Annotated in this window: 20 protein-coding genes and 1 other RNA gene; 3 read left to right on the top strand and 18 right to left on the bottom strand. The window is 68.2% G+C overall.

Annotated features, from left to right (window positions below; genetic code table 11):
- The first annotated feature begins 140 nt into the window (after window positions 1-140).
- Window positions 141-1,196, top strand: coding sequence for a mannose-1-phosphate guanylyltransferase/mannose-6-phosphate isomerase (locus tag MHZ35_RS00565; RefSeq protein WP_239433911.1), 1,056 nt, complete (start codon window positions 141-143; stop codon window positions 1,194-1,196).
- 56 nt (window positions 1,197-1,252) lie between these two features.
- Here the strand turns inward: MHZ35_RS00565 and MHZ35_RS00570 are convergent, their stop codons facing one another.
- Window positions 1,253-1,684 carry an RrF2 family transcriptional regulator gene (locus MHZ35_RS00570; RefSeq protein WP_125962126.1) on the bottom strand — a complete coding sequence of 144 codons (432 nt, stop codon included), beginning with the start codon at window positions 1,682-1,684 and terminating at the stop codon, window positions 1,253-1,255.
- 49 nt (window positions 1,685-1,733) lie between these two features.
- Between MHZ35_RS00570 and ssrA the strand changes: the two genes are divergently transcribed.
- Window positions 1,734-2,074: a transfer-messenger RNA gene (gene ssrA, locus MHZ35_RS00575) on the top strand.
- A gap of 47 nt (window positions 2,075-2,121) precedes the next feature.
- Here ssrA and MHZ35_RS00580 read toward each other — a convergent pair.
- The 15 genes from MHZ35_RS00580 to rimP form a co-directional block, all read right to left on the bottom strand.
- A complete protein-coding gene (locus MHZ35_RS00580; protein ID WP_239433912.1) occupies window positions 2,122-2,490 on the bottom strand; it encodes a DUF4440 domain-containing protein in 369 nt (122 codons plus the stop codon).
- A gap of 65 nt (window positions 2,491-2,555) precedes the next feature.
- Window positions 2,556-3,563, bottom strand: coding sequence for a sensor histidine kinase (locus MHZ35_RS00585; RefSeq protein WP_239433913.1), 1,008 nt, complete (start codon window positions 3,561-3,563; stop codon window positions 2,556-2,558).
- A 139-nt stretch (window positions 3,564-3,702) separates the two neighbouring features.
- The gene (gene pnp, locus MHZ35_RS00590; protein WP_239433914.1) at window positions 3,703-6,033 is read right to left on the bottom strand and encodes a polyribonucleotide nucleotidyltransferase; all 2,331 of its coding nucleotides are present in this window, start codon (window positions 6,031-6,033) and stop codon (window positions 3,703-3,705) included.
- Between the two features lie 250 nt (window positions 6,034-6,283).
- Window positions 6,284-6,553 carry a 30S ribosomal protein S15 gene (rpsO, locus tag MHZ35_RS00595; protein WP_125962122.1) on the bottom strand — a complete coding sequence of 90 codons (270 nt, stop codon included), beginning with the start codon at window positions 6,551-6,553 and terminating at the stop codon, window positions 6,284-6,286.
- A gap of 11 nt (window positions 6,554-6,564) precedes the next feature.
- Complete coding sequence (gene truB, locus MHZ35_RS00600) at window positions 6,565-7,458, bottom strand: tRNA pseudouridine(55) synthase TruB (protein ID WP_239433915.1); 894 nt, start codon at window positions 7,456-7,458, stop codon at window positions 6,565-6,567.
- Window position 7,459: 1 nt separating this feature from the next.
- Window positions 7,460-8,146, bottom strand: a complete 687-nt coding sequence (locus MHZ35_RS00605; protein ID WP_239433916.1) for a site-2 protease family protein — start codon at window positions 8,144-8,146, stop codon at window positions 7,460-7,462.
- A 188-nt stretch (window positions 8,147-8,334) separates the two neighbouring features.
- Window positions 8,335-8,907, bottom strand: a complete 573-nt coding sequence (locus tag MHZ35_RS00610) for a thymidine kinase (RefSeq protein WP_239433917.1) — start codon at window positions 8,905-8,907, stop codon at window positions 8,335-8,337.
- Window positions 8,907-9,299, bottom strand: coding sequence for a type II toxin-antitoxin system VapC family toxin (locus tag MHZ35_RS00615; protein WP_239433918.1), 393 nt, complete (start codon window positions 9,297-9,299; stop codon window positions 8,907-8,909). Before MHZ35_RS00615 ends, MHZ35_RS00610 begins: the two co-directional genes overlap by 1 nt.
- Window positions 9,293-9,577, bottom strand: a complete 285-nt coding sequence (locus MHZ35_RS00620; protein WP_239433919.1) for an AbrB/MazE/SpoVT family DNA-binding domain-containing protein — start codon at window positions 9,575-9,577, stop codon at window positions 9,293-9,295. The genes MHZ35_RS00615 and MHZ35_RS00620 overlap by 7 nt, the downstream gene beginning before the upstream one ends.
- Before the next feature lie 31 nt (window positions 9,578-9,608).
- A complete protein-coding gene (gene rbfA / locus MHZ35_RS00625) occupies window positions 9,609-10,010 on the bottom strand; it encodes a 30S ribosome-binding factor RbfA (protein ID WP_239433920.1) in 402 nt (133 codons plus the stop codon).
- A 57-nt stretch (window positions 10,011-10,067) separates the two neighbouring features.
- Window positions 10,068-12,938: a translation initiation factor IF-2 gene (gene infB / locus MHZ35_RS00630; protein ID WP_239433921.1), complete on the bottom strand. Its 2,871-nt coding sequence runs from the start codon at window positions 12,936-12,938 to the stop codon at window positions 10,068-10,070.
- 3 nt (window positions 12,939-12,941) lie between these two features.
- Window positions 12,942-13,745: a DUF448 domain-containing protein gene (locus tag MHZ35_RS00635; protein ID WP_239433922.1), complete on the bottom strand. Its 804-nt coding sequence runs from the start codon at window positions 13,743-13,745 to the stop codon at window positions 12,942-12,944.
- The gene (locus MHZ35_RS00640) at window positions 13,726-13,962 is read right to left on the bottom strand and encodes a tautomerase family protein (protein WP_125962114.1); all 237 of its coding nucleotides are present in this window, start codon (window positions 13,960-13,962) and stop codon (window positions 13,726-13,728) included. Before MHZ35_RS00640 ends, MHZ35_RS00635 begins: the two co-directional genes overlap by 20 nt.
- A complete protein-coding gene (gene nusA, locus MHZ35_RS00645; protein ID WP_125962113.1) occupies window positions 13,962-15,587 on the bottom strand; it encodes a transcription termination factor NusA in 1,626 nt (541 codons plus the stop codon). Before nusA ends, MHZ35_RS00640 begins: the two co-directional genes overlap by 1 nt.
- A 4-nt stretch (window positions 15,588-15,591) precedes the next feature.
- A complete protein-coding gene (gene rimP, locus MHZ35_RS00650; protein WP_132883002.1) occupies window positions 15,592-16,134 on the bottom strand; it encodes a ribosome maturation protein RimP in 543 nt (180 codons plus the stop codon).
- Window positions 16,135-16,365: 231 nt separating this feature from the next.
- On the opposite strand from rimP, the gene MHZ35_RS00655 reads away from it, so the two are divergent.
- Window positions 16,366-17,541: a PQQ-dependent sugar dehydrogenase gene (locus MHZ35_RS00655; protein ID WP_239433923.1), complete on the top strand. Its 1,176-nt coding sequence runs from the start codon at window positions 16,366-16,368 to the stop codon at window positions 17,539-17,541.
- Between the two features lie 238 nt (window positions 17,542-17,779).
- Here MHZ35_RS00655 and MHZ35_RS00660 read toward each other — a convergent pair whose 3' ends face one another.
- Both MHZ35_RS00660 and serA read right to left on the bottom strand, forming a co-directional pair.
- Window positions 17,780-18,880 (bottom strand): ATP phosphoribosyltransferase regulatory subunit, encoded by a 1,101-nt coding sequence (locus MHZ35_RS00660; RefSeq protein ID WP_239433924.1) that lies wholly within the window; start codon window positions 18,878-18,880, stop codon window positions 17,780-17,782.
- Between the two features lie 225 nt (window positions 18,881-19,105).
- Entirely contained in the window at window positions 19,106-20,683 is a 1,578-nt protein-coding gene (gene serA / locus MHZ35_RS00665) for a phosphoglycerate dehydrogenase (protein ID WP_239433925.1), read from the bottom strand.
- Window positions 20,684-20,690 lie beyond the last annotated feature (7 nt).

The following is a 20,690-nucleotide window of genomic DNA, read 5'->3' on the forward strand; positions in this document are numbered from 1 at the left end:
CGGCACCCCTCCCCTCTTGCAACAATACCCAAAGAAAAGCTGAACACAGACGCCGACCGTGCGTTGTGCGCTGCGTCATCCTGACGTCTAATGCCCCGCATCCTTCGGGGCATATCTCATTTTCCATGGAGAAGCGCCACATGCAGTCCGCAACCGCGATCGTCCCCGTCATCCTGTCGGGAGGGTCCGGGACACGGCTGTGGCCCATCTCCACGCGGGAGCGCCCCAAGCAGCTGCTCTGCCTGACCGCCGAGGAGACCATGCTCCAGCTGACCGCGCGCCGGGCGTCCGGGCCCCGGTTCGGCGCGCCGATCGTGGTGGCGAACGCCGCCCACGCGCAGGAGATCGAGGACCAGCTCGGCGAGATCGGTGCCGCGGCCCAGGCGCTCGTGCTGGAGCCGATGGGACGCAACACCGCGCCCGCGATCGCCTTGGCGGCGGTGGCGGCCGGCGGGGACGCCACCCCGCTGCTGGTGATGCCGTCCGACCACGTCATCGCCGACGTGCCCGCCTTCCACGCCGCCATCGAGGCGGCGCTGCCGCTGGTCGCGGAAGGCTGGCTGGTCACCTTCGGCATCGCCCCCGATTCGCCGGAGACCGGCTATGGCTGGATCAAGGTGGGCGAAGAGATCGCGCCCGGTGCCCACCGCGTCGACCGTTTCGTGGAGAAGCCCGCGCGGGAGAAGGCGGAGGCGATGCTGACCGATGGCAGCCACGCCTGGAACGGGGGCATCTTCCTGTTCCGCGCCGACATGTATCTGGGCGCGCTCGGCACCCATGCGCCCGAAATGCGCGTCGCTGCCGAAACGGCGATGAGCCGCGCCCGGCATGAGGGCAAGCGCGTCTATCCCGAAGCCGAAGCCTTTGCCGCCTCGCCGTCGGAGTCGATCGACTATGCCGTGATGGAAAAGGCGGCGCAGGTCGCGGTCGTCCCGGTGACGATGGGGTGGAGCGACGTCGGCAGCTGGGACGCGCTCCACGCGATCAGCGCCCGCGACGAAAACGACAATGTCGCGGGTCCCGAGGTGCTGATGCTGGAGACCAGCGGCTGCCTGGTCCGCAGCGACCGCGCCCGCATCTCCATGGTCGGGGTCAAGGACCTGATCGTCGTTGCGAGCGGCGAGGACATCCTCATCCTGCCGCGCGGCCGCTCCCAGGAAGTGAAGCGGCTGCTGGAGGCCATGAAGCGCGACTGAGCCGGGCAGTTCCCGCGCCGGGGCGTCCGGTGCGGGAACCAGGCGGCGCCAAGGCGTCAGGCGGCGGCCAGTTCCTCGGCCGTCGCGTCCGCCAGGCTGGTGCCGTCGAGGATGCGGGCGGTCTCGTCCCGCACCCGTGCCATGGCGATGCGGATCGCGCAGGCCGCCTCGTCCTTGCAGTCGTTGCAGGGACGATAGGCCGTCCGGCTCACGCAGGGCACCAGCGCCAGCGGCCCCTCGATCACGCGGATGATTTCTCCCAGCGAGATCAGGTGGCTGGGACGGGCGAGGCGATAGCCGCCCGCCTTGCCGCGCGTGGACAGCAGGAACCCCGCCTCGCGCAGATCCGCGAGGATCAGTTCGAGGAACTTGCGCGGGACATTGGCCCCGGTCGCGATCCGGTGCATCGGGGTGGGTGCGACGCTCGGAGGTTGGGCGGCCAGGAACAACATTGCGCGCAGCGCATAACGGGAACGCTGGGTCAACATCTTGGATGCAGCCCATGCCAGCCCTTTGTGGCCATGAAAAGACCGCGGCAGGCTTTAATTGCCGAAACCGAGTGGCTATATGCGCTTCTGCCGGCTTCGGCCGGATATGGCGATAAACTGCGGCGTAGACTAGGCGCAGCGGACCCGGGGGCAGTACCCGGCGGCTCCACCAGAACCAGCCTTCCAGGCCGGTCCTGACGGGGCCGAACCAGGATCGACGTGTGTTGAAAGGCGCTGTTTTCGCTCGGAATGGGACCACCGCAACGGCCCATTACACAAGTGCCAACGATAACGAAGCACTCGCTATTGCGGCCTAACCCCACGGCTTAACGGCCTAAGGTTAGACTAAAATGCGCGGTTGGACCGCACCGGGCAACAGAAGCGGATTCCAGCGGTACGGGGAGCACCGGGCAACAGAAGCTCCCCACTCACCAGCTTCAGGCTTCTCTGGCTTCCGCGACCGGCGGCGGCGTCTGTTGATGCTGGACCACGCGCCATTCCTCATGCGCCAGCCGGCGATAGGTAGAGGTGCAGTGCGCGACATAGCGCTCCTCGCCACGGCTGGCCTCCGCCGTATAGCCGATCACGATCAAGCCTTCCTGCGGTCGCATGATCTGCTGGTTGGAGAAGGCCACGGACTCCCACCGCGGCGTGTCCGAAACCGCATCGGCGGCCTGCATGCCCGTGACGACGAACGGCTTGGTCGGCACGACCATCACACTCTCGTCATCGATCGAGGCGCGGTAGTGCTCCGCATCTCCCGTCCACAGGCTTTCCTCGAACTGCCAGACCCGTTCGTCGTCCACGGCGTGCTCCTTTGATAAGGGTGTCCGCGGTCAGCGCATGGGCGGGTGCGCAGTTCCCTCGGCAGTCAGGCGGGCAGCAGCAGCCGGGCGGTCGTCCCGTGCTCGCGGATGAGGTCGAACTTCCCGTTGAGCTGGCTCGCCAGCATCGTCGCGATCTTGAGCCCCAGGCTGTCGGACGCCTCGATCCGGAAGCCATCGGGCAGGCCGTCCCCGTCATCGCGGACCTCGACCTTCACCATGTCGGCACCGTGCCGCGCCAGATGCACCTCAATGCAGCCGCCCTCCTTGTCGCGAAAGCCGTGCTCGATCGCATTTGCCATCGCCTCGGCAACGATGAGCGCGAGCGGGATCGCCGCGTCCGGGGAGAGCGGCGCGTCTTCCGCCACGTTGATCGAACAGCGCACGCCCGTACGCCCGCTCGCCTCCACCACGTCCGCGCACAACGGCTCCAGGAATTCGCGCATGCTGCGCGTAGCGCCGCCGGCGTCATAGAGCTGGCGGCTGATCCGGCCGATCAGTGCCAGCCGGCGTGCCGCTTCGTCCAGCGCTGCGCGGGCGGTCGTGTCGACCACCTGCCGCTTCTGGACCGACAGCAGCCCCGCCGCGACCTGCAGATTGTTCGACACCCGGTGCTGGAGTTCGGAAAACAGCAGTTCGCGCGTTTCCGCGAGCGTCCGGCTCAGTTCGCGCTCACGCGCCAGGTTGCGGTTGGCACGCTGCATCCAGTGCACCAGCGCGATGTCGGTCACGACGACGAAGACGTAGAAGAGGAGGGCGAGCACGCCCGGCCCCGCAACGTCGAAGCTACGGTACTCCGGGATGAAATAGTACCAGGCGAGCAACCCACACAGCAGCGCGGACAAGGCCCCTAGCCGGACTCCGAAGAGAAAGGAGCTGACGATCACCGCCGGGAAGAAGGTGACGTAGGGAAAGCCGCTCGGCAGGAACGGGTCCGCAAACCAGCGCAGGACGAAGGCGCCCGCGACCAGGATCAACGTGATCGATACACCCAGCACCGGTCGATCGCTGGCGAGCGGCAAGCGTTCCAGGAAATGGTTTCCCGCCTTCGGCATTACGCGTGCTGCTCCCACCCCGCCCAAGGCGGCTGCGCTCCATGGCACGGCCGCAGGGCACAAGCAATTGGAAGGGCTGCAAGAAAAAGGGGCCCGCGTTGCCGCGAGCCCCTCGTCTTCGATCGACTTTAGCGACCGATCACTTGTCGGTGATGAACGACGGCAGACCGATGTCGCCGCCTTCCTCACCGCCCTTGTTCTCGCCTTCGCTGCGCTCGCGACGCGGGCCGCGCTCGCGACGGCGCTCGCCGCCACGCTCGCCACCCTCGCGGCGGGGGCCGCGATCGCCACGGTCACCACCCTCACGGCGCGGACCGCGATCGCCGCGCGGCTCGCGCGGTTCGCGGGCCGGACGGGTGTCCTCGAGCTCGGCACCGGTCTCCTGGTCGACAACGCGCATCGACAGGCGAACCTTGCCGCGCTGGTCGACTTCGAGGACCTTGACCTTCACTTCCTGGCCTTCGGTGACGACGTCGCCGGGCTTCTCGACGCGCTCGTTCTTCATCTCGGAGACGTGGACGAGACCGTCCTTGCCGCCCATGAAGTTCACGAACGCACCGAAGTCGACGATGTTCACGACCTTGCCGGTGTAGATCTTGCCGACCTCAGCCTCTTCGACGATGCCCTTGATCCAGTTGATCGCGGCTTCGATCTGCGCGGTGTCGGAGGAGCTGACCTTGATCACGCCCTCGTCGTCGATGTCGACCTTCGCGCCGGTGGTGGCGACGATCTCGCGGATGACCTTGCCGCCGGTGCCGATGACGTCACGGATCTTCGACTTGTCGATCGTGAAGGTCTCGATGCGCGGCGCATGGGCGCTGAGCTCGGTGCGGGTCTCACCCAGCGCCTTGTTCATCTCGCCCAGGATGTGCGCACGGCCTTCCTTCGCCTGCGCCAGCGCGACCTTCATGATCTCCTCGGTGATGCCAGCGATCTTGATGTCCATCTGAAGGCTGGTGATGCCCTCCGACGTGCCCGCCACCTTGAAGTCCATGTCACCCAGGTGATCTTCGTCACCCAGGATGTCGGAGATCACGGCGAAGTCCTTGCCCTCCAGGATCAGGCCCATCGCGATGCCCGAGACCGGACGCTTGAGCGGAACGCCCGCGTCCATCATCGACAGCGAACCGCCGCACACCGTCGCCATCGACGAGGAGCCGTTGGACTCGGTGATGTCGGACAGAACGCGGATGGTGTAGGGAAACTCTTCCTTCGACGGCAGCACCGGGTGCAGCGCGCGCCAGGCGAGCTTGCCGTGGCCGACTTCACGACGGCCGGGCGCACCGAAGCGGCCCACTTCACCGACCGAATAGGGCGGGAAGTTATAGTGCAGCATGAAGTGCTCGTAGTGGAGCCCGTTCAGGCCGTCGATCATCTGCTCGGCGTCCTTGGTGCCAAGCGTGGTCGAGCAGATCGCCTGCGTCTCGCCGCGGGTGAACAGCGCCGAGCCGTGCGTGCGCGGCAGGAAGTGCACCATCGCCTCGATCGGACGCACCGTCTTCGTGTCGCGACCGTCGATGCGGCGGCCTTCCTTCAGGATCGCGGTGCGCACCACGTCCGCCTCGAGCTTCTTCACGAGCTTGAGGACGCCCAGATACTGCGCGGGGTCGCTTTCCTTCAGGTCCGCGAACGCTTCGCGCGCCTTGGTGCGGGCGTCGTTGATCGCGTTCTGGCGGTCCTGCTTGGCCGTAAGCTTGTAGGCGGCGGCGAGGTCGGCGCCGATCAGGTCCTTCAGCTTCTTCTTCTGCTTGGACTGGTCGGCGACCGGGGTCAGCTCCCAGGGGTCCTTGGCAGCCTGCTCGGCCAGGTCGATGATCGCCTCGACGATCTTCTTCGATTCCTGGTGCGCGAACACGACGGCGCCCAGCATGACCTCTTCCGAAAGCTCCTTGGCTTCGGATTCGACCATCATCACCGCGTCGTGGGTTGCGGCGACGACCAGGTCGAGCTCGCCGGCCTTGGTCTGCTCCAGCGTCGGGTTAAGGATGTACTCGCCATCCTGGTAGCCGACGCGCGCCGCGCCGATCGGGCCCATGAACGGCACGCCCGAGATGGTGAGGGCAGCGGACGCGGCGATCATCGCGACGATGTCCGGCTCGTTCTCGCCGTCATAGCTCAGCACCTGAGCGATGACGTTGATCTCGTTGTAGAAGCCTTCCGGGAACAGCGGGCGGATCGGGCGATCGATCAGGCGGCTGGTCAGCGTTTCCTTTTCGGTCGCACCGCGCTCACGCTTGAAGAAGCCGCCGGGGATACGACCCGCGGCCGAATACTTCTCCTGATAGTGGACGGTCAGCGGGAAGAAGTCCTGGCCTTCCTTCACCGAGCGCGCGGCGGTCACGGCGCACAGCACCACCGTCTCGCCGAGGGTCGCGATCACCGCGCCATCGGCCTGGCGGGCGACGCGGCCCGTCTCGAGCGTCAGGGTCTTGCCGCCCCACTCGATGCTGGTCTTCTTGATATCGAACATGTCGTTTCCTTCACTCCGGCGGCCCGATGCCGGCCGGGGCAGCTTGCGGGCACCGCCCGCAGGGATGAGCCGCTTAGGGCTCGGGACCAGATCGCCGGATTGCGCCCGGTCCTGCTTGCTCCTTCGTGTCCTGCTTCAGCAGAGAGACGTCGGAGGAATTTCGTGGATGCCGCCGAAGGCGGCGGCGCCCTTGTGCCATATCCCCGGCAATGTGGGGATAAGAAAACGGCGCCCCGCGGGGCGCCGTTCCTTACTTGCGAAGACCCAGCTTCGCGATCAGCGCGGTGTAGCGCTCGGCATCCTTCTTGCGAAGGTAGTCGAGCAGCGAACGACGCTTGTTGACCAGCATCAGCAGACCGCGGCGCGAATGGTTGTCCTTCGCGTGGGTCTTGAAGTGCTCGGTCAGGTTGGAAATCCGCTCGGTCAGGATCGCGACCTGGACCTCGGGGCTGCCGGTGTCACCGCTCTCGCGGGCGTGTTCGTTGATCAGCGCTTCCTTGCGCTCCGGGGTGATCGACATCGTCGTCCTTTCTATTCGAGGTTGAAGCCGCGAACGACACGGGCGACCCCGTGCTGGACCTCGACCAGCGCGACCGGAACATCGTCCAGCGTCGCAAAGGCCTGACCATCGTCAGCGGCGATCCCGACCAACTGCTGCCCCTGGCGGAGCCGCCCTGCCTGGTCGGGGGTGAGGGAAAAAGCCGGGATGTCGTCCAGCCCTGCCCTCAATGGCAGAAGCGCTTGTGCAAGCGCGTGGCCCTTACCGAGTTCCGCCAATTTGTCCAGCGAAATGGCCGCGTCGAGCCCGAACGGCCCGGCCTTCACCCGTCGCAGCATCGTCACATGGCCGACGCTGCCCAGCGCCAGCGCGATGTCGCGCGCGAGGCTGCGGATATAGGTGCCCTTCGAGACATGGGCGGTAAGGGTGGCCTCCTCCAGCGCGCCATCGCCCGCCTCGGCGATCGTCAGCGCGTGGATCGTGACGTCGCGACTCTTGAGCACGACCTCCTCCCCCGCCCGCGCAAGATCATAGGCGCGCTGGCCATCGACCTTGAGCGCCGAGTACGCGGGCGGCACCTGTGCGATCGGGCCGGTGAACTGCGCCAGCACCGCCTCCAGGGCGGCGCGGGTAGGGCGCACGTCGGACTCCGCGATCACCGCCCCTTCGCGGTCAAGCGTGTCGGTCTGCGCCCCAAACTGCACGGTGAAATCATATACCTTGTCGCTGTCGAGCATCCGCCCGGCGAGCTTGGTCGCCTCCCCCAAGGCGATCGGCAGCACCCCGGTCGCGAGCGGATCGAGCGTGCCGCCGTGGCCGACCTTGAACCGGCCATAGCCGCCGTCGCGCAGCGCGCGCTTGACCGCGCTCACCCCTTGCGTGGAGCCGAGCCCCAGCGGCTTGTCGAGCAATATCCAGCCGTGCATCTCAGCCCCCCAGCCCGACGAGGCGTAGCAACGCCTCGGCCAGTCCGAACACGATCGGCGACACCACGCGCTCGACCACGTTCAGCTGCGGCGACAGCATCGGCAGCACCAGCAGCAGGAGCACTAGCATCGGGATGCCGAAGCGCCCGAGCTGCGCGTAGCGATAGGCGAGCGGTCGCGGCAGCAGCCCCTCCACCACGTGCCCGCCGTCGAACGGCGGCACCGGCATCAGGTTGAACACCGCCAGGAAGAGGTTGATCAGCACGAAGTTGAGAAGATTGCTGACGACAAAGCGGCTGACGATCCCCGCCTCCTCGCCGGTGATCGCCGCCACAACGGCGATCAGCAGCGCGGCGGTGAGCGCCAGCAGCAGGTTGATGCCAGGTCCGGCGAGCGCCACCAGCACCATGTGCCAGCGTGGGTTGCGCAGGCGCCCCGCATTCACCGGCACCGGCTTGGCCCAGCCGAACACCGGCGTGCCCGAGACGGCCAGCACCAGCGGCAGCGCGACGGTGCCGATCGGGTCGGCGTGGCGGATCGGGTTGAACGTCAGCCGCCGCTGCTCGGCCGCGGTCGGATCCCCCAGCCAATTGGCGACCACGCCATGCGCGACCTCGTGAAAGACGATGGCGATCACCAGCGGCACGAGCCACACGGCAATGGTCCAAGCGGTTTGTGCAATGTCCATGATGGGTGTGTCAGTGGCGATGCACGCGACCCGCCGCAAGCCCGAGCCTTATTCCTTTCCCGTTCGTCTCGAGCAGCCGTCGAGCTTGTCGAGACGGCGTGTCGAGAGACCGGGCGCAGCCCTCCCGACACGGGCTCTCGACAAGCTCGATCCCTACTCGAGGCAAACGGGGGAGGTTTGTCGATCGCCTACCCGCGCATCGCCTCGCAGAAATGCTTGCGGCACAGCGCGAGGTAGCGGTCGTTGCCGCCGATCTCCGTCTGCGCGCCCTCGCGCACGGCACGGCCCGCCGCATCGACGCGCAGGTTCATGGTCGCCTTGCGCCCGCACACGCACACCGACTTGATCTCCACCAGCGCGTCGGCGATCGCGAGCAGCCGCGCCGAGCCCGGGAACAGCACGCCCTGGAAATCGGTGCGCAGGCCATAGGCGAGCACCGGCACGTTCAGTTCGTCAGCGACCCGCGCGAGCTGGTCCACCTGCTCCGTCGAGAGGAACTGCGCCTCGTCCACCAGCACGCAGCCGACCGGCGCCGGCTCGGCAGCGACGGCGGCGTGAAGGTCGGTTGCGGCATCGAACATCGCCGCCGGCGCCGACAGGCCGATGCGCGACCCGATCGTCCCCGCGCCCGCCCGGTCGTCCAGCGCCGCCGTGAACAACAGTGTCGTGAGCCCCCGCTCCCGATAGTTGAAGTCCGCCTGCAGCAGGGTGGTCGACTTCCCGGCATTCATGGAAGCGTAGTAGAAATAGAGCTTGGCCATCAGGCGAGGGTCTCGACGGGAAGAGGGCTGTTCGGGCCTGCCGACTTGGCGATCGCGCGATCGAAGGTGACGAACGCATCGGCTCCCCGTGCGGCGACGAGGTGCAGCATATCCGCAAGATCGCCCCCGGCTGCATAGCGCTCCAGCGCCCAGGGCAGTTGATCCATGGCCTCGGCGGTAAGTTGCGGCTGGTCGAGCAAATGGGTGAGAATCGACACGATCTGTGCGCGAGAGAAGCCGTAGCGCGAACCCAGGACCCACGCAGTCTCCAGCAGGACCGTGAGGGGCAGCAGGACAGGGCCCTGCATCTGCTCCTCGGCTAGGCGGGTCTGATCGGGATCGTCCGGGACCAGCAAGCGCAGCACGACGTTGGTGTCGAGCGCCTTCACCACTCGCCGCGCGTGCCGCTCTTCGCCCATTCGGCGGCGACAGTGTCGTTCATCTCATCGATCGTGACGGGTGGGCCCTTGTAGCTCGCCGTGATCTTGCGGATCTCGCGGAGCAGTTCTTCGCTGCTCCGGCCGCTCTTCATCGCGGATGGCTGGAGGAGCACGCCGCGACCGGTACGAATCACCTCGAACCGCTGCCCCGGGGCAAACCCAAGCGCATCCCGCACATCCTTCGGAATGACGACCTGGCCCTTTTCGGACATGGTAGTTTGCGCACCCATGGCGGTAAGATGTGTCTTACCGGCCGGAACGTCAATCGTCGCCGTCGGGCTCGTCGCCGAGGTCCTGCGCGACCTTGGGCGCACGCAGCAGCGCGTCGATGTGGCTGGCTTCCTCGAAGCTGTCGTCGGCCAGGAACTTGAGCTTGGCCGCGTACTTCATCTTCACGCGGTGGGCGACCTCGCGCTGCAGATAGGCGGTGTTGGTGCGCAGCGCCTTCAGCACCGCCTCCTCATCCTTGCCGAGCAGCGGCTTCACGAACACGGTCGCGTGGCGCAGGTCCGGCGACATGCGCACTTCGGTCACCGACACCATGTGCTTGGCCAGCGTCTCGTCATGGACGTCGCCGCGCTGCAGGATCTCGGACAGGACGTGGCGCACCTGCTCGCCCACGCGGAGCGTGCGGACGGAGCGTTCCTGCGGTTCGTTCTTCATGGTGCAATCTTAGAAAAAGGGTGTCACCCCGGCGCGGAGCCGGGGTGACACGGATACTCAGAGCGTGCGCTCGCGCAGCTCGACCTCGAAAGTTTCAAGGAAGTCGCCGGCCTTGATGTCGGTGAAGTTCTGCGTGAACGTCACACCGCATTCCAGGCCTGCACGAACTTCGGCGACATCGTCCTTGAACCGGCGGAGCGAGGCGATCTCGCCCTGGTAGATGATGACGTCGTTGCGCGTGATGCGGGCCTTGAGCGCCTTGCGAATGACCCCTTCGACCACCAGCAGACCGGCGGCCTTGCCCGTCTTGCCCGCGGAGAAGACTTCGCGGATCTCGGCGCGGCCCACGACCGTCTCGAACGCCTCGGGACCGAGCTCGCCCGCCATGCCGGCGCGGATCTCGTCCACCAGGTCGTAGATGACGTCGTAATACTTCAGCGCCACCTTGTTCCGCTCGGCGATCTCGCGCGCCTTGCTGTTGGGACGGACGTTGAAGCCGATGATCGGCGCGCCCGAGGCACCCGCCAGCGTCACATCGCTCTCGGTGATGCCGCCGACGCCCGAGTGCAGGATGCGCACCCGGATCTCGTCGGTCGAGATCTTGTTGAGCGAGCCCACGATCGCCTCGACCGTACCCTGGGTGTCGGCCTTGACGACCAGCGGATATTCGATCGCCTGCTTGTCCTTGAGCGCGGAGAACATGCTCTCCAGGCTCGCGGGCGCATTGGTGGTGCGCTTCTGCTGGATCACGCCGGCGCGATATTCCGCGACTTCGCGGGCACGCGCCTCGTTCTCCACCACCTGCAGCAGGTCACCCGCCATCGGCACGCCCGACAGGCCCAGCACCTCGACCGGCATCGCCGGACCCGCCTGCTTCACCTGGCGACCCTTGTCGTCGATCAGCGCACGGACCTTGCCGCTCTCGGCGCCGACGACGAACACGTCGCCGACCTTGAGCGTGCCGCGGTTGACCAGGATCGTCGCGACCGGGCCGCGACCCTTGTCGAGCTTCGCCTCGATCACCGCACCCTCGGCCTGGCGGTCCGGGTTGGCGCGCAGCTCGAGCAGTTCGGCCTGCAGCTGGATCTTCTCGATCAGCGTGTCGAGACCGATCTTCTTGAGCGCTGAGACTTCGACGTCCTGCGTCTCGCCGCCCATTTCCTCGACCTGGACGTTGTGCTCGAGCAGACGCTCGCGCACCCGCTGCGGGTTCGCCTCGTGCTTGTCGATCTTGTTGATCGCCACGATCATCGGCTTGCCCGACGCCTTGGTGTGGTTGATCGCCTCGATCGTCTGCGGCATCAGCCCGTCGTCGGCCGCCACCACCAGCACGACGATGTCGGTGACGTCGGCGCCGCGTGCACGCATCTCGGTAAAGGCTTCGTGGCCCGGCGTGTCGAGGAAGGTAATCTTCGACTTGTCCTTTAGCGTCACCTGATACGCACCGATGTGCTGGGTGATGCCGCCGGCCTCGCCGCGCACCACGTCGGTGCCGCGCAGCGCGTCGAGCAGCGAAGTCTTGCCGTGGTCGACATGGCCCATGATCGTCACCACCGGGGGACGCGGCTTGAGCGCCTCGGGTGCGTCCTCGGTCGTGTCGAGCGCCAGGTCGATGTCGGCGTCGGACACGCGGACGATGTTGTGGCCGAACTCGGTCACCAGCAGCTCGGCCGTATCCTGGTCGATGGTTTGCGTCATGGTGACGGGCATGCCCATCTTGAACAGCGCCTTCACCAGGTCGGCGCCCTTCTCGGCCATGCGGTTGGCAAGTTCCTGGACGGTGATCGCCTCCGGCACCTGTACGTCGCGGACCTGCTTGGCCTGCGGCTCGCGCGGGCCGCCGTAATGGCGCTTTTCCTTTTCGCGGGCGCGCTTCAGCGCCGCGAGCGAGCGCGCACGCGCGCCGTCGCCATCACCAAGCGCACGCGTGACGGTGAGCTTGCCAGACTGGCGGCGATCGTCGCCCTTGCGGTCGCGCGAAGGCGCAGGCCGGCTCGGCGCATCGTTGCGACGCGGCGGGAGGGCGGCGCCCGTCCGGTTGGCGGGCGCGGCGTTGTTCGAAGCGGGCGAGGCGCTCGGCGTCGGCGCGGGGGCCGGTGCGGGCTTGGGCTCGGGCTTCGGGATCTCGGGACGCTGCACGGGCGTGAAGCGACGCGGCGCCGGCAGCGACGAGTCGAACTGCACCGTCACAGGCTGCGCAGGCTGCGCCGGACGCGGCGGTGCGGCCGGACGACGCGGTGCCTGGGCGGCAGGGGCCGCCGGCTTCGGCGCGGCAGCGGCGGGCGCAGCCGGCTTCGGCGCTTCGGCCGCGGGGGCCGGTGCGGGCGTCGGCGCAGGGGTGGGAGTCGGAGCGGCAGGTGCCACGGCGACCGGCTCGGAAACCTCGGGCGCTGCCGGAGCCGGTGCGGGCGCGGCTTCGACCTTGGGCTCGGGCGTCGGCTCCACGGCCGGGGCGGCCGGCTCGGCAGGCGCCGCTGCCGGCGCTTCTGCCGCGCGACGGCTTTCCTCGGCGCGACGCTGCTCCTGCTCCTGCGCTTCCTGGCGCAGGCGCTCGTCACGACGGCGGCCCTCTTCGAGCGCGGTCATGCGGGCCTCTTCGGCCTCACGCAGCAGCTTCGCCTGAAGCTCGTGGCGCGACAGGCCGGCATTGGCGTTCACGGCCGGGGCGGGCGCAGGCGCACGCGGTGCGACGGGCGCAGGCGCCGGCGTCGGGCTCGTGGCCTCCTGGGCGGGCGCGGCCGCAGGAGCACCCTGCTGCTGCTCTTCGCCGGGGCGGCCGAGCACGCGGCGGCGCTTGACCTCCACGACCACGGTGTTGGAGCGGCCATGGCTGAAGCTCTGCTTCACCTTGCCCGTCTCCACCGTGCGCTTCAGCCCCAGCGGTGCCCGCGCGCCCAGCTTCGGCTTGTCGTTGTCCGTCTCGCTCATGCGTTACTCGAGTTCCTGCTTCGTCGTCGTCTGTGCGGCGGCCGAGGTTCCGGCAGCCGATGCGCCCTGCGATTCGGTTTCGCAAGACACGGAGGAGGGTACGGGTCCGATAAAGTGCAGCCATCGGGCGATCGCTTCGCCGACCCGACTGGCCGCTGGTCTGTCGGTCACACCGACATGTACCACATTTTCGCGCCCCAGCGCCAAGGACAATATGGTACGCCCGACGGGCAATTCCAATCCCCTGACGCCACTGCCTTCGCGATCGGACCCGACGCGCCAGGCCTGGGCGAGCTTGCCCGCCCCGTCGGCACCGGCGTCGGATGCGTGGTAAAGTGCGTGAAGCTGGCCGCCGCGCGCCGCCTTCACGATCCGCTCGCCGCCCGTCACCAGCTTCCCCGAACGCGCCTCCAGCCCGAGCCGTTCGAGCGCGGCGCGTTGCAGCGCCTGTTCGATGCGCTCGGAGAGGTCGTCGGGAATCGTGATAGCCTGGGTCTTGAAGGCGCGCGACAGCGCACCCTTCAGCCGGCCCTTGGCGATCGCCGCATCCAGTGCCGCGCGATCGACGCCGATCCAGGCACCGCGTCCGGGTGCCTTGGCATGGACGTCGGGCAGCACCTCGCCGTCCGGAGACAGCGCGAGGCGCACGAGCGCGCCCCGCTCACCCGTCTCGCGGGTGAGGATGCAGCTGCGCTCCGGCCCCTCGCGCGGTTCACGTGGAGGCCGGGGCGTGGCGGGATTGCGCTGTCCGCGGTGCCCGGAGGCGCGCGGGGTTACCGAAGCGGCATCATTGCGAGGGTTCCGCATGCGCGTCCTCCCTCGCTTGGGGGGTGCCGGCATCGCGATCCGCGATCAGCTGGCCGCCCGCACCATAATTCTCGGTGGAGAGCTCGGTGATGTTGATCTGGACGGCGGCCGGGTTCTTGCCCAGCCGCTCGACCAGCGAACGCGTGACGTCGGCGACAATCGCCGCCTTCTGCTCGCGCGAGGCGGCGCCGGCCAGGCGAATGTCGACGAACGGCATCAGGCCTCGGCCTCCTCGCCGGTGGACGCTTCGGCCGGAGCCTCGCCCGCTTCCTCGTCATCGAACCAGTGCGCACGGGCAGCCATGATGATCTCGTTGCCCTGCTCGTCCGACAGCCCGTACTCGGCCAGGATGCCGCCCTTGGGCTCGCTGCGCTTGGCCGCATCGTCGTTGCGACGGCGCGGCTCGGCGCGCTTCTTCTCGACCAGCTCGTCGGTGGCGAGGTCGGCCAGGTCATCGAGCGTCTTGATGCCCGCCTTGCCGAGCGTGACCAGCATCGCCTCGGTTAGGTACGGCATCTCGGCCAGCGCGTCGTCGACCCCCAGCGCACGGCGTGCCTCGCGGTTCGCTTCCTCGCGACGCTCCAGCGCTTCCTGCGCACGGTTCTGCAGCTCGGCGGCGAGGTCCTCGTCGAAGCCCTCGATCGCGGCAAGCTCGTCGACCTCGACATAGGCGACTTCTTCCAGCTCGCCGAAGCCTTCGGCGACCAGCAGCTGCGCCAGCGTCTCGTCCACGTCGAGCTCGCGCTCGAACATCGCGGAGCGCTCGACGAATTCCTTCTGGCGCTTCTCCGAAGCATCCGCCTCGGTGAGGATGTCGATCGCCTTGGCGGTCAGCTGGCTGGCCAGGCGCACGTTCTGACCGCGACGGCCGATCGCGAGGCTCAGCTGATCGTCGGGCACCACCACCTCGATGCGATCCTCTTCCTCGTCGATCACGACGCGGCTGACGTTCGCCGGCTGCAGCGCGTTGACGACGAAGGTCGCGGTGTCTTCCGACCAGGGGATGATGTCGATCTTCTCGCCCTGCATTTCCTGCACGACGGCCTGGACGCGGCTGCCCTTCATGCCGACGCAGGCGCCGACCGGGTCGATCGAGCTGTCGCGGCTGATGACGCCGATCTTGGCGCGCGAGCCCGGGTCGCGGGCGGCCGCCTTGATCTCGATGATGCCGTCGTAGATCTCGGGCACTTCCTGCGCGAACAGCTTCTTCATGAAGTCCGGGTGCGCGCGGGACAGGAAGATCTGCGGCCCGCGGTTCTCGCGGCGGACGTTCAGGATCAGCGAGCGGGTGCGGTCGCCGACGCGCACCGCTTCGCGCGGGATCTGCTGGTCACGGCGAATCACGCCCTCGGCGCGACCCAGGTCGACCACGACGTGACCGAACTCGACGCGCTTGACGACGCCGGTGATGATCTCACCCACGCGGTCCTTGAACTCTTCATACTGGCGCTCGCGCTCTGCGTCGCGGACCTTCTGGAAGATCACCTGCTTGGCAGCCTGGGCGGCGATGCGGCCGAACTCGATCGGGGGCAGCGGATCGACGATATAGTCGCCGACGACCGCGCCCTTCTGCAGCTTCTGCGCCTGGGCGACGTCGACCTGCTTGAAATAGTCGTCGACGGCCTCGACCACCTCGACCACGCGCCACAGGCGCAGGTCGCCGGTGTTGGGGTCGAGCTTGGCGCGGATGTCGTTCTCGGCGCCATAGCGCGCACGGGCGGCGCGCTGGATCGCGTCCTCCATCGCCTCGATGACGATGCCCTTGTCGATCAGCTTCTCGCGCGCAACCGAATCGGCGATCGCGATCAGCTCGGCGCGGTTGGCGGTAACGGCAGTGGCCATGGGCTTACCCTTCTACTTCGATGATGTCGTCCGCCCCGCTCGCGTCGAGCGGCTGGGTGGCGGCGAGGAGCTTGTCGGTGATGGTGAGCTTGGCGTCGGCGACCGCGGCGAACGGGATCGTCATCGCGCGAAACTTGCGGACGTCGATCGTGATCTGGTCGCCCTCGACGCCGACGAGGTCGCCGGTGAGCTGCTTGCGCCCCTCGATCGGCTCAGCGAGCGTGATGCGCGCTTCCTGCCCTGCCCAGTCGGCAAAGTCCTGAAGCCGCGTCAACGGACGATCGATGCCGGGCGAGGAAACCTCCAGCCGGTACGCGCCCTCGATCGGGTCGCGGCCCTCGGCCTCCAACGCGTCGAACACGTCGGACAGGCGACGCGACAGCGTGGCGCAGTCGTCGATCGTCAGCTGGCGGGTGTCGGGGCGCTCGGCCATGACCTGCAGCGTCGGGTCCGACTTGCCGCCGAACATCTTCACGCGCACCAGCGCCAGCCCCAGGGCCTTCGCCTCGGGCTCGATCAGCCGGTTGAGTTCGGCGATGTCCGCCAATCCACGCTCCAGTCGTTGCGGCCGGCCAAGCGCCGGTCCCTAAAGTTCGGTTCGAACCAAGGTACGCCCCGCCGCCGCCGGACCCGTGGGGCCCGACCTCGCCAAGGTTTCCAATGTCGAGAACAGCCGCGATATAGGGCGTTCGCCGGATCAGGACAAGCGCGAAACGCGCGCCGGGTCTGCGCAACGCCGCACCGCCGCCTGCGTTGAGGCAGCAACAGGGAGACGTTCATGCATCGCACCATCGCCTGCGCCACCGCCGCCATCCTGCTCGCCGCCTGCGGCGCGCCCAACGATCCTGCCATCGCCAACGGCAGCGCACCCCAGGCGAGCAGCGCCCCCGCTGCTACGGACGGTCGCCCCTTCGCAGTGACGCCGGTCACCACCCTCGACTCCCCCTGGGCGATGACCTTCCTGCCCGACGGGCGGATGCTGGTGACGGAAAAGGGGGGACGCATGCGGATGGTAGGGGTTTCATCCGGTAACGATGGCACTGTCGCGGCGGCCGTTTCCGTCGGAGGCATCCCCGAGACAGACAGCGCCGGGCAGGGCGGCCTGATGGATGTGGTGGCGGCACCGGATTTCGCGCGCAGCAAGCTCGTCTATTTCTCGGGATCGGTCACCGGCCCAAAGGGCAAGGGCGTGAAGCTATGGCGCGGCCGCTTCATCATGGACAGCAAGGGGCCCCGGCTGGAGGACGTCACCGAGCTGTTCAGCGCAACCCCCTTCGTCTCCGGCGACGGCCATTATTCCGGCCGCATCGCCTTCGCGCCCGACGGCCAGCACCTGTTCTTCACCAATGGCGAGCGGCAGAAGTTCGATCCCGCACAGGATCCCAAATCGACGCTCGGCAAGGTGCTGCGCCTGACGCTCGACGGCAAGCCGGCGGGCGACCCCGGCCTCACCGGACGCGGCTTCCACCCCGCGGTCTGGTCCTACGGCCACCGCAACCTGCTCGGCCTCGCCTTCGATGCTCAGGGCAATCTGTGGGAGCAGGAGATGGGGCCGAAGGGCGGCGACGAGGTCAACCTGATCCTGCCCGGCCGCAACTATGGCTGGCCGAAGGTTTCGAACGGCAGCCACTATGACGGCCGCGACATTCCCGATCACAAGCCCGGCGACGGCTTCGAGCCGCCCAAGGTGTCGTGGAACCCGGTGATCTCGCCGGGCGGGCTCCTGGTCTACACGGGGGCGATGTTCCCCGAATGGCAGGGCGACCTGTTCATCGGCGGCCTGTCGAGCGAGGCGCTGGTCCGCGTCGACGTGAACGGCACCAACGCCAGCAAGGGCGACCAGTGGCCGATGGGCAAGCGCATCCGCGACGTGGAGCAGGGCCCGGACGGCGCGATCTGGCTGATCGAGGACGGCGAAGGCGGCCGCCTGCTGAAGCTGACCAGGGCGGGGTGAGACTCGGGGGGCTCGCGTCGAGCCCCTCCCCTCCCACCGTTCCGAGCAGGGAGAGCTTTTCAGCACCCCCTCCCGTTCGCCTCGAGTAGCCGTCGAGTAGCTGCGCAGCAGCGTATCGAGACGGCGTATCGAGAGGTCGCGTTCCCCGGGGAGGCACCTCGATACGAGCCCTCGAACCGCGCCTGGCGGCGCTACTCGGCCTCTACTCGGCACGAACGGGAGAAGGCGAAGGCTGCCCTCACCCCAGCGCGACCGGCCCCGCGTCGCCCAGCCGGTGCGTGCACAACTGCGCCTCGGGCGTGTCGTCCGCGGTCAGCGCCGCAACCGTCACCCAGCCCTGTGCCCTGAGCGCAGCACCGGTCTCCGCAGGCGTGCCGAACGGCAGGAACAGCCGCCGCCGCGCGTCTGCCCCGACGCCCGCGTCGAGCAGCACATCGGCATAGAGCGAGAAGCCCACCGCCGGCTCCGCCTTCCCGTCCTCGCCCACCACGGCATAGCTGCCGCCGCGACCGATCTCAGCGCTGAGGCCACGCGCGAACAGCGAGAAGCCGACCCAGCTCTGGTACTCGAACCCATGCCGCTCGGTCGGGTCGAGCGTCAGCGCCGCGCGGCCGCGGATCGCCTCGGCGATCGCCTCCAGACCGTCGAGCCGGCTGCCCAGACTCCCCGCAACATCGCTTGCGCGCAGCCGCGCCAGCGCCTGGTCGAACGGCCCCGCCGCCTCGATCAGCGGCAGATAGGCGGGATCGATCGCCGCGACCGCGCCGGCATCCTTGCCGTCGAGCGCCGCGCGCAACGCGGTCAGCTGCTCCGGCGCCAGCGTACCGCCGGCCAGCGCATCGACCAGGTCCGGCAGGGTGAAGTCGACCGACACGTCGGTGAGCCCCGCGGCGGCCAGCGCCTCCACCGCCACGCTCACCACCTCACGCACGGCCGCCACGCTGTCGAGGCCGATCAGCTCCGCCCCGATCTGGCGCAGCGCGCGCCGCTGGGCGAGGTCGGAGGCGCGCAGCCGCAGCACCGGCCCGGCATAGCACAGCCGCACCGGGCGCGGGTGGTGGCCCATGCGGGTGGCGGCGATGCGCCCGACCTGCGCGGTCATGTCGGGACGAATCGCAAGCGTCTTCTGCGACACCGGATCGACGAAGCGCACCGCATCCTGCGCGCGTGCCGCCTTCAGCCGGCGGCCGAGCGCATCCTCGAATTCGGCGAGCGGCGGGTCGACCTGCTCATAGCCATAGCTGCGCGCGACCGACAGCACGCGCCCTTCGAACCGCGCGACCGCATCGGCGGCGGGCGGCAGGCGGTCGTGGAACCCTTCGGGCAAGAGGCCGGTCATCGGAGAACATCCTGTTGGGCGGCCGGGATCGACGCGCCGTCTCATGGCCGGCAGCTAGGGGATGTGCCCGCGCGCGACAAGCTGGCTGGCAGCGGTAGCGCTCCACAACCTGTACCCCGGCGAAGGCCGGGGCCCAGTTGCGAGCGCTCGGGGCTTGGCGCGGACCTTAGCCGCCATTCCAACTGGGCCCCGGCCTCCGCCGGGGCACGATGCTGGTGCGCTCCTTTAGAACGCCAGCGCCATCGCTGTGCGCACGCCCGGAAGCGCGCGAACCTGGGCGGCGAGTTCCGGCGTCACCGGCTCGTCGACCGAGAGCAGCAGGATCGCCTCGCCCCCGGCATTGCGGCGGCCGAGGTGGAAGGTGCCGATGTTGACCCCGGCCTCGCCCAGCGTGGTGCCGAGACGGCCGATGAAGCCCGGCGCGTCCTCGTTGACGATGTAGAGCATGTGACCGGCAAGGTCGGCCTCGACCTTGATGCCGAACAGCTCGACCAGCCGCGGCGCCTGGTTGCCGAACAGCGTGCCAGCGACCGAGCGGTCGCCCGCCTCGGTCCGCACCGTCACCCGCACCAGCGTGTGATAGTCGCCCTCGCGCTCGTTGCGCACTTCGCGCACCTCAAGCCCGCGCTCCTTTGCCAGGAACGGCGCGTTGACCATGTTCACCGTGTCCGAATGCACCCGCATCAGGCCCGCCAGCACCGCGCCGGTGATCGGCTTCTGGTTGAGCTCGGCGGCCGCACCCTCGACCTCGATCGAAATCGAGGTCAGCGCGCCGTGGGCCAGCTGGCCCACCAGGCTCCCGAGCTTTTCGGCCAGCGCCATGTACGGCTTGAGCTTGGGCGCTTCCTCCGCGGAGAGCGACGGCATGTTGAGCGCGTTGGTGACGCCGCCCGACACCAGGAAGTCGGCCATCTGCTCGGCGACCTGGATGGCGACGTTGACCTGCGCCTCGGTGGTGGATGCGCCCAGGTGCGGCGTCGACACGAAGTTGGGCGTCCCGAACAGCGGCGACTCCTTGGCCGGCTCGGTGACGAACACGTCGAGCGCCGCGCCACCGATGTGGCCCGAATCGAGCCCCGCCTTCAGCGCCGCCTCGTCGATCAGGCCGCCGCGCGCGCAGTTGATGATGCGCACGCCCTTCTTGGTCTTGGCGAGATTCTCGGCCGACAGGATGTTGCGGGTCTGGTCGGTGAGCGGCGTGTGCAGCGTGATGAAATCGGCGCGCGCAAGCAGCGTGTCGAGGTCGACCTTCTCCACGCCCATCTCGATCGCGCGTTCCGGGGTCAGGAACGGGTCGAAGGCGACAACCTTCATCTTGAGGCCGCGCGCACGGTCGGCAACGATCGAACCGATGTTGCCCGCACCGATCAGGCCCAGCGTCTTGGCGGTCAGTTCGACGCCCATGAAGCGGTTCTTTTCCCACTTGCCGGCCTGGGTCGAGGCGTCGGCCTCGGGCAGCTGGCGGGCGAGCGCGAACATCAGCGCGATCGCATGTTCGGCGGTGGTGATCGAGTTGCCGAACGGGGTGTTCATCACCACCACGCCGCGCGCCGAGGCCGCCGGAATGTCGACGTTGTCGACGCCGATGCCGGCGCGGCCGACGACCTTCAGGTTGGTCGCGGCGTCCAGGATTTCCTTGGTTACCTTGGTCGAAGAGCGGATGGCGAGGCCGTCATACTGGCCGATGATGGCCTTCAGCTCTTCGGGCGTCTTGCCGGTGATCTCGTCCACCTCGACCCCGCGCTCGCGGAAGATCTGGGCGGCCTTGGGATCCATTTTGTCGGAGATGAGGACTTTGGGCATGGGAAGG

The sequence above is a fragment of the Sphingomonas sp. ACRSK genome (assembly GCF_022346685.1).
Taxonomy (GTDB): domain Bacteria; phylum Pseudomonadota; class Alphaproteobacteria; order Sphingomonadales; family Sphingomonadaceae; genus Sphingomonas; species Sphingomonas molluscorum.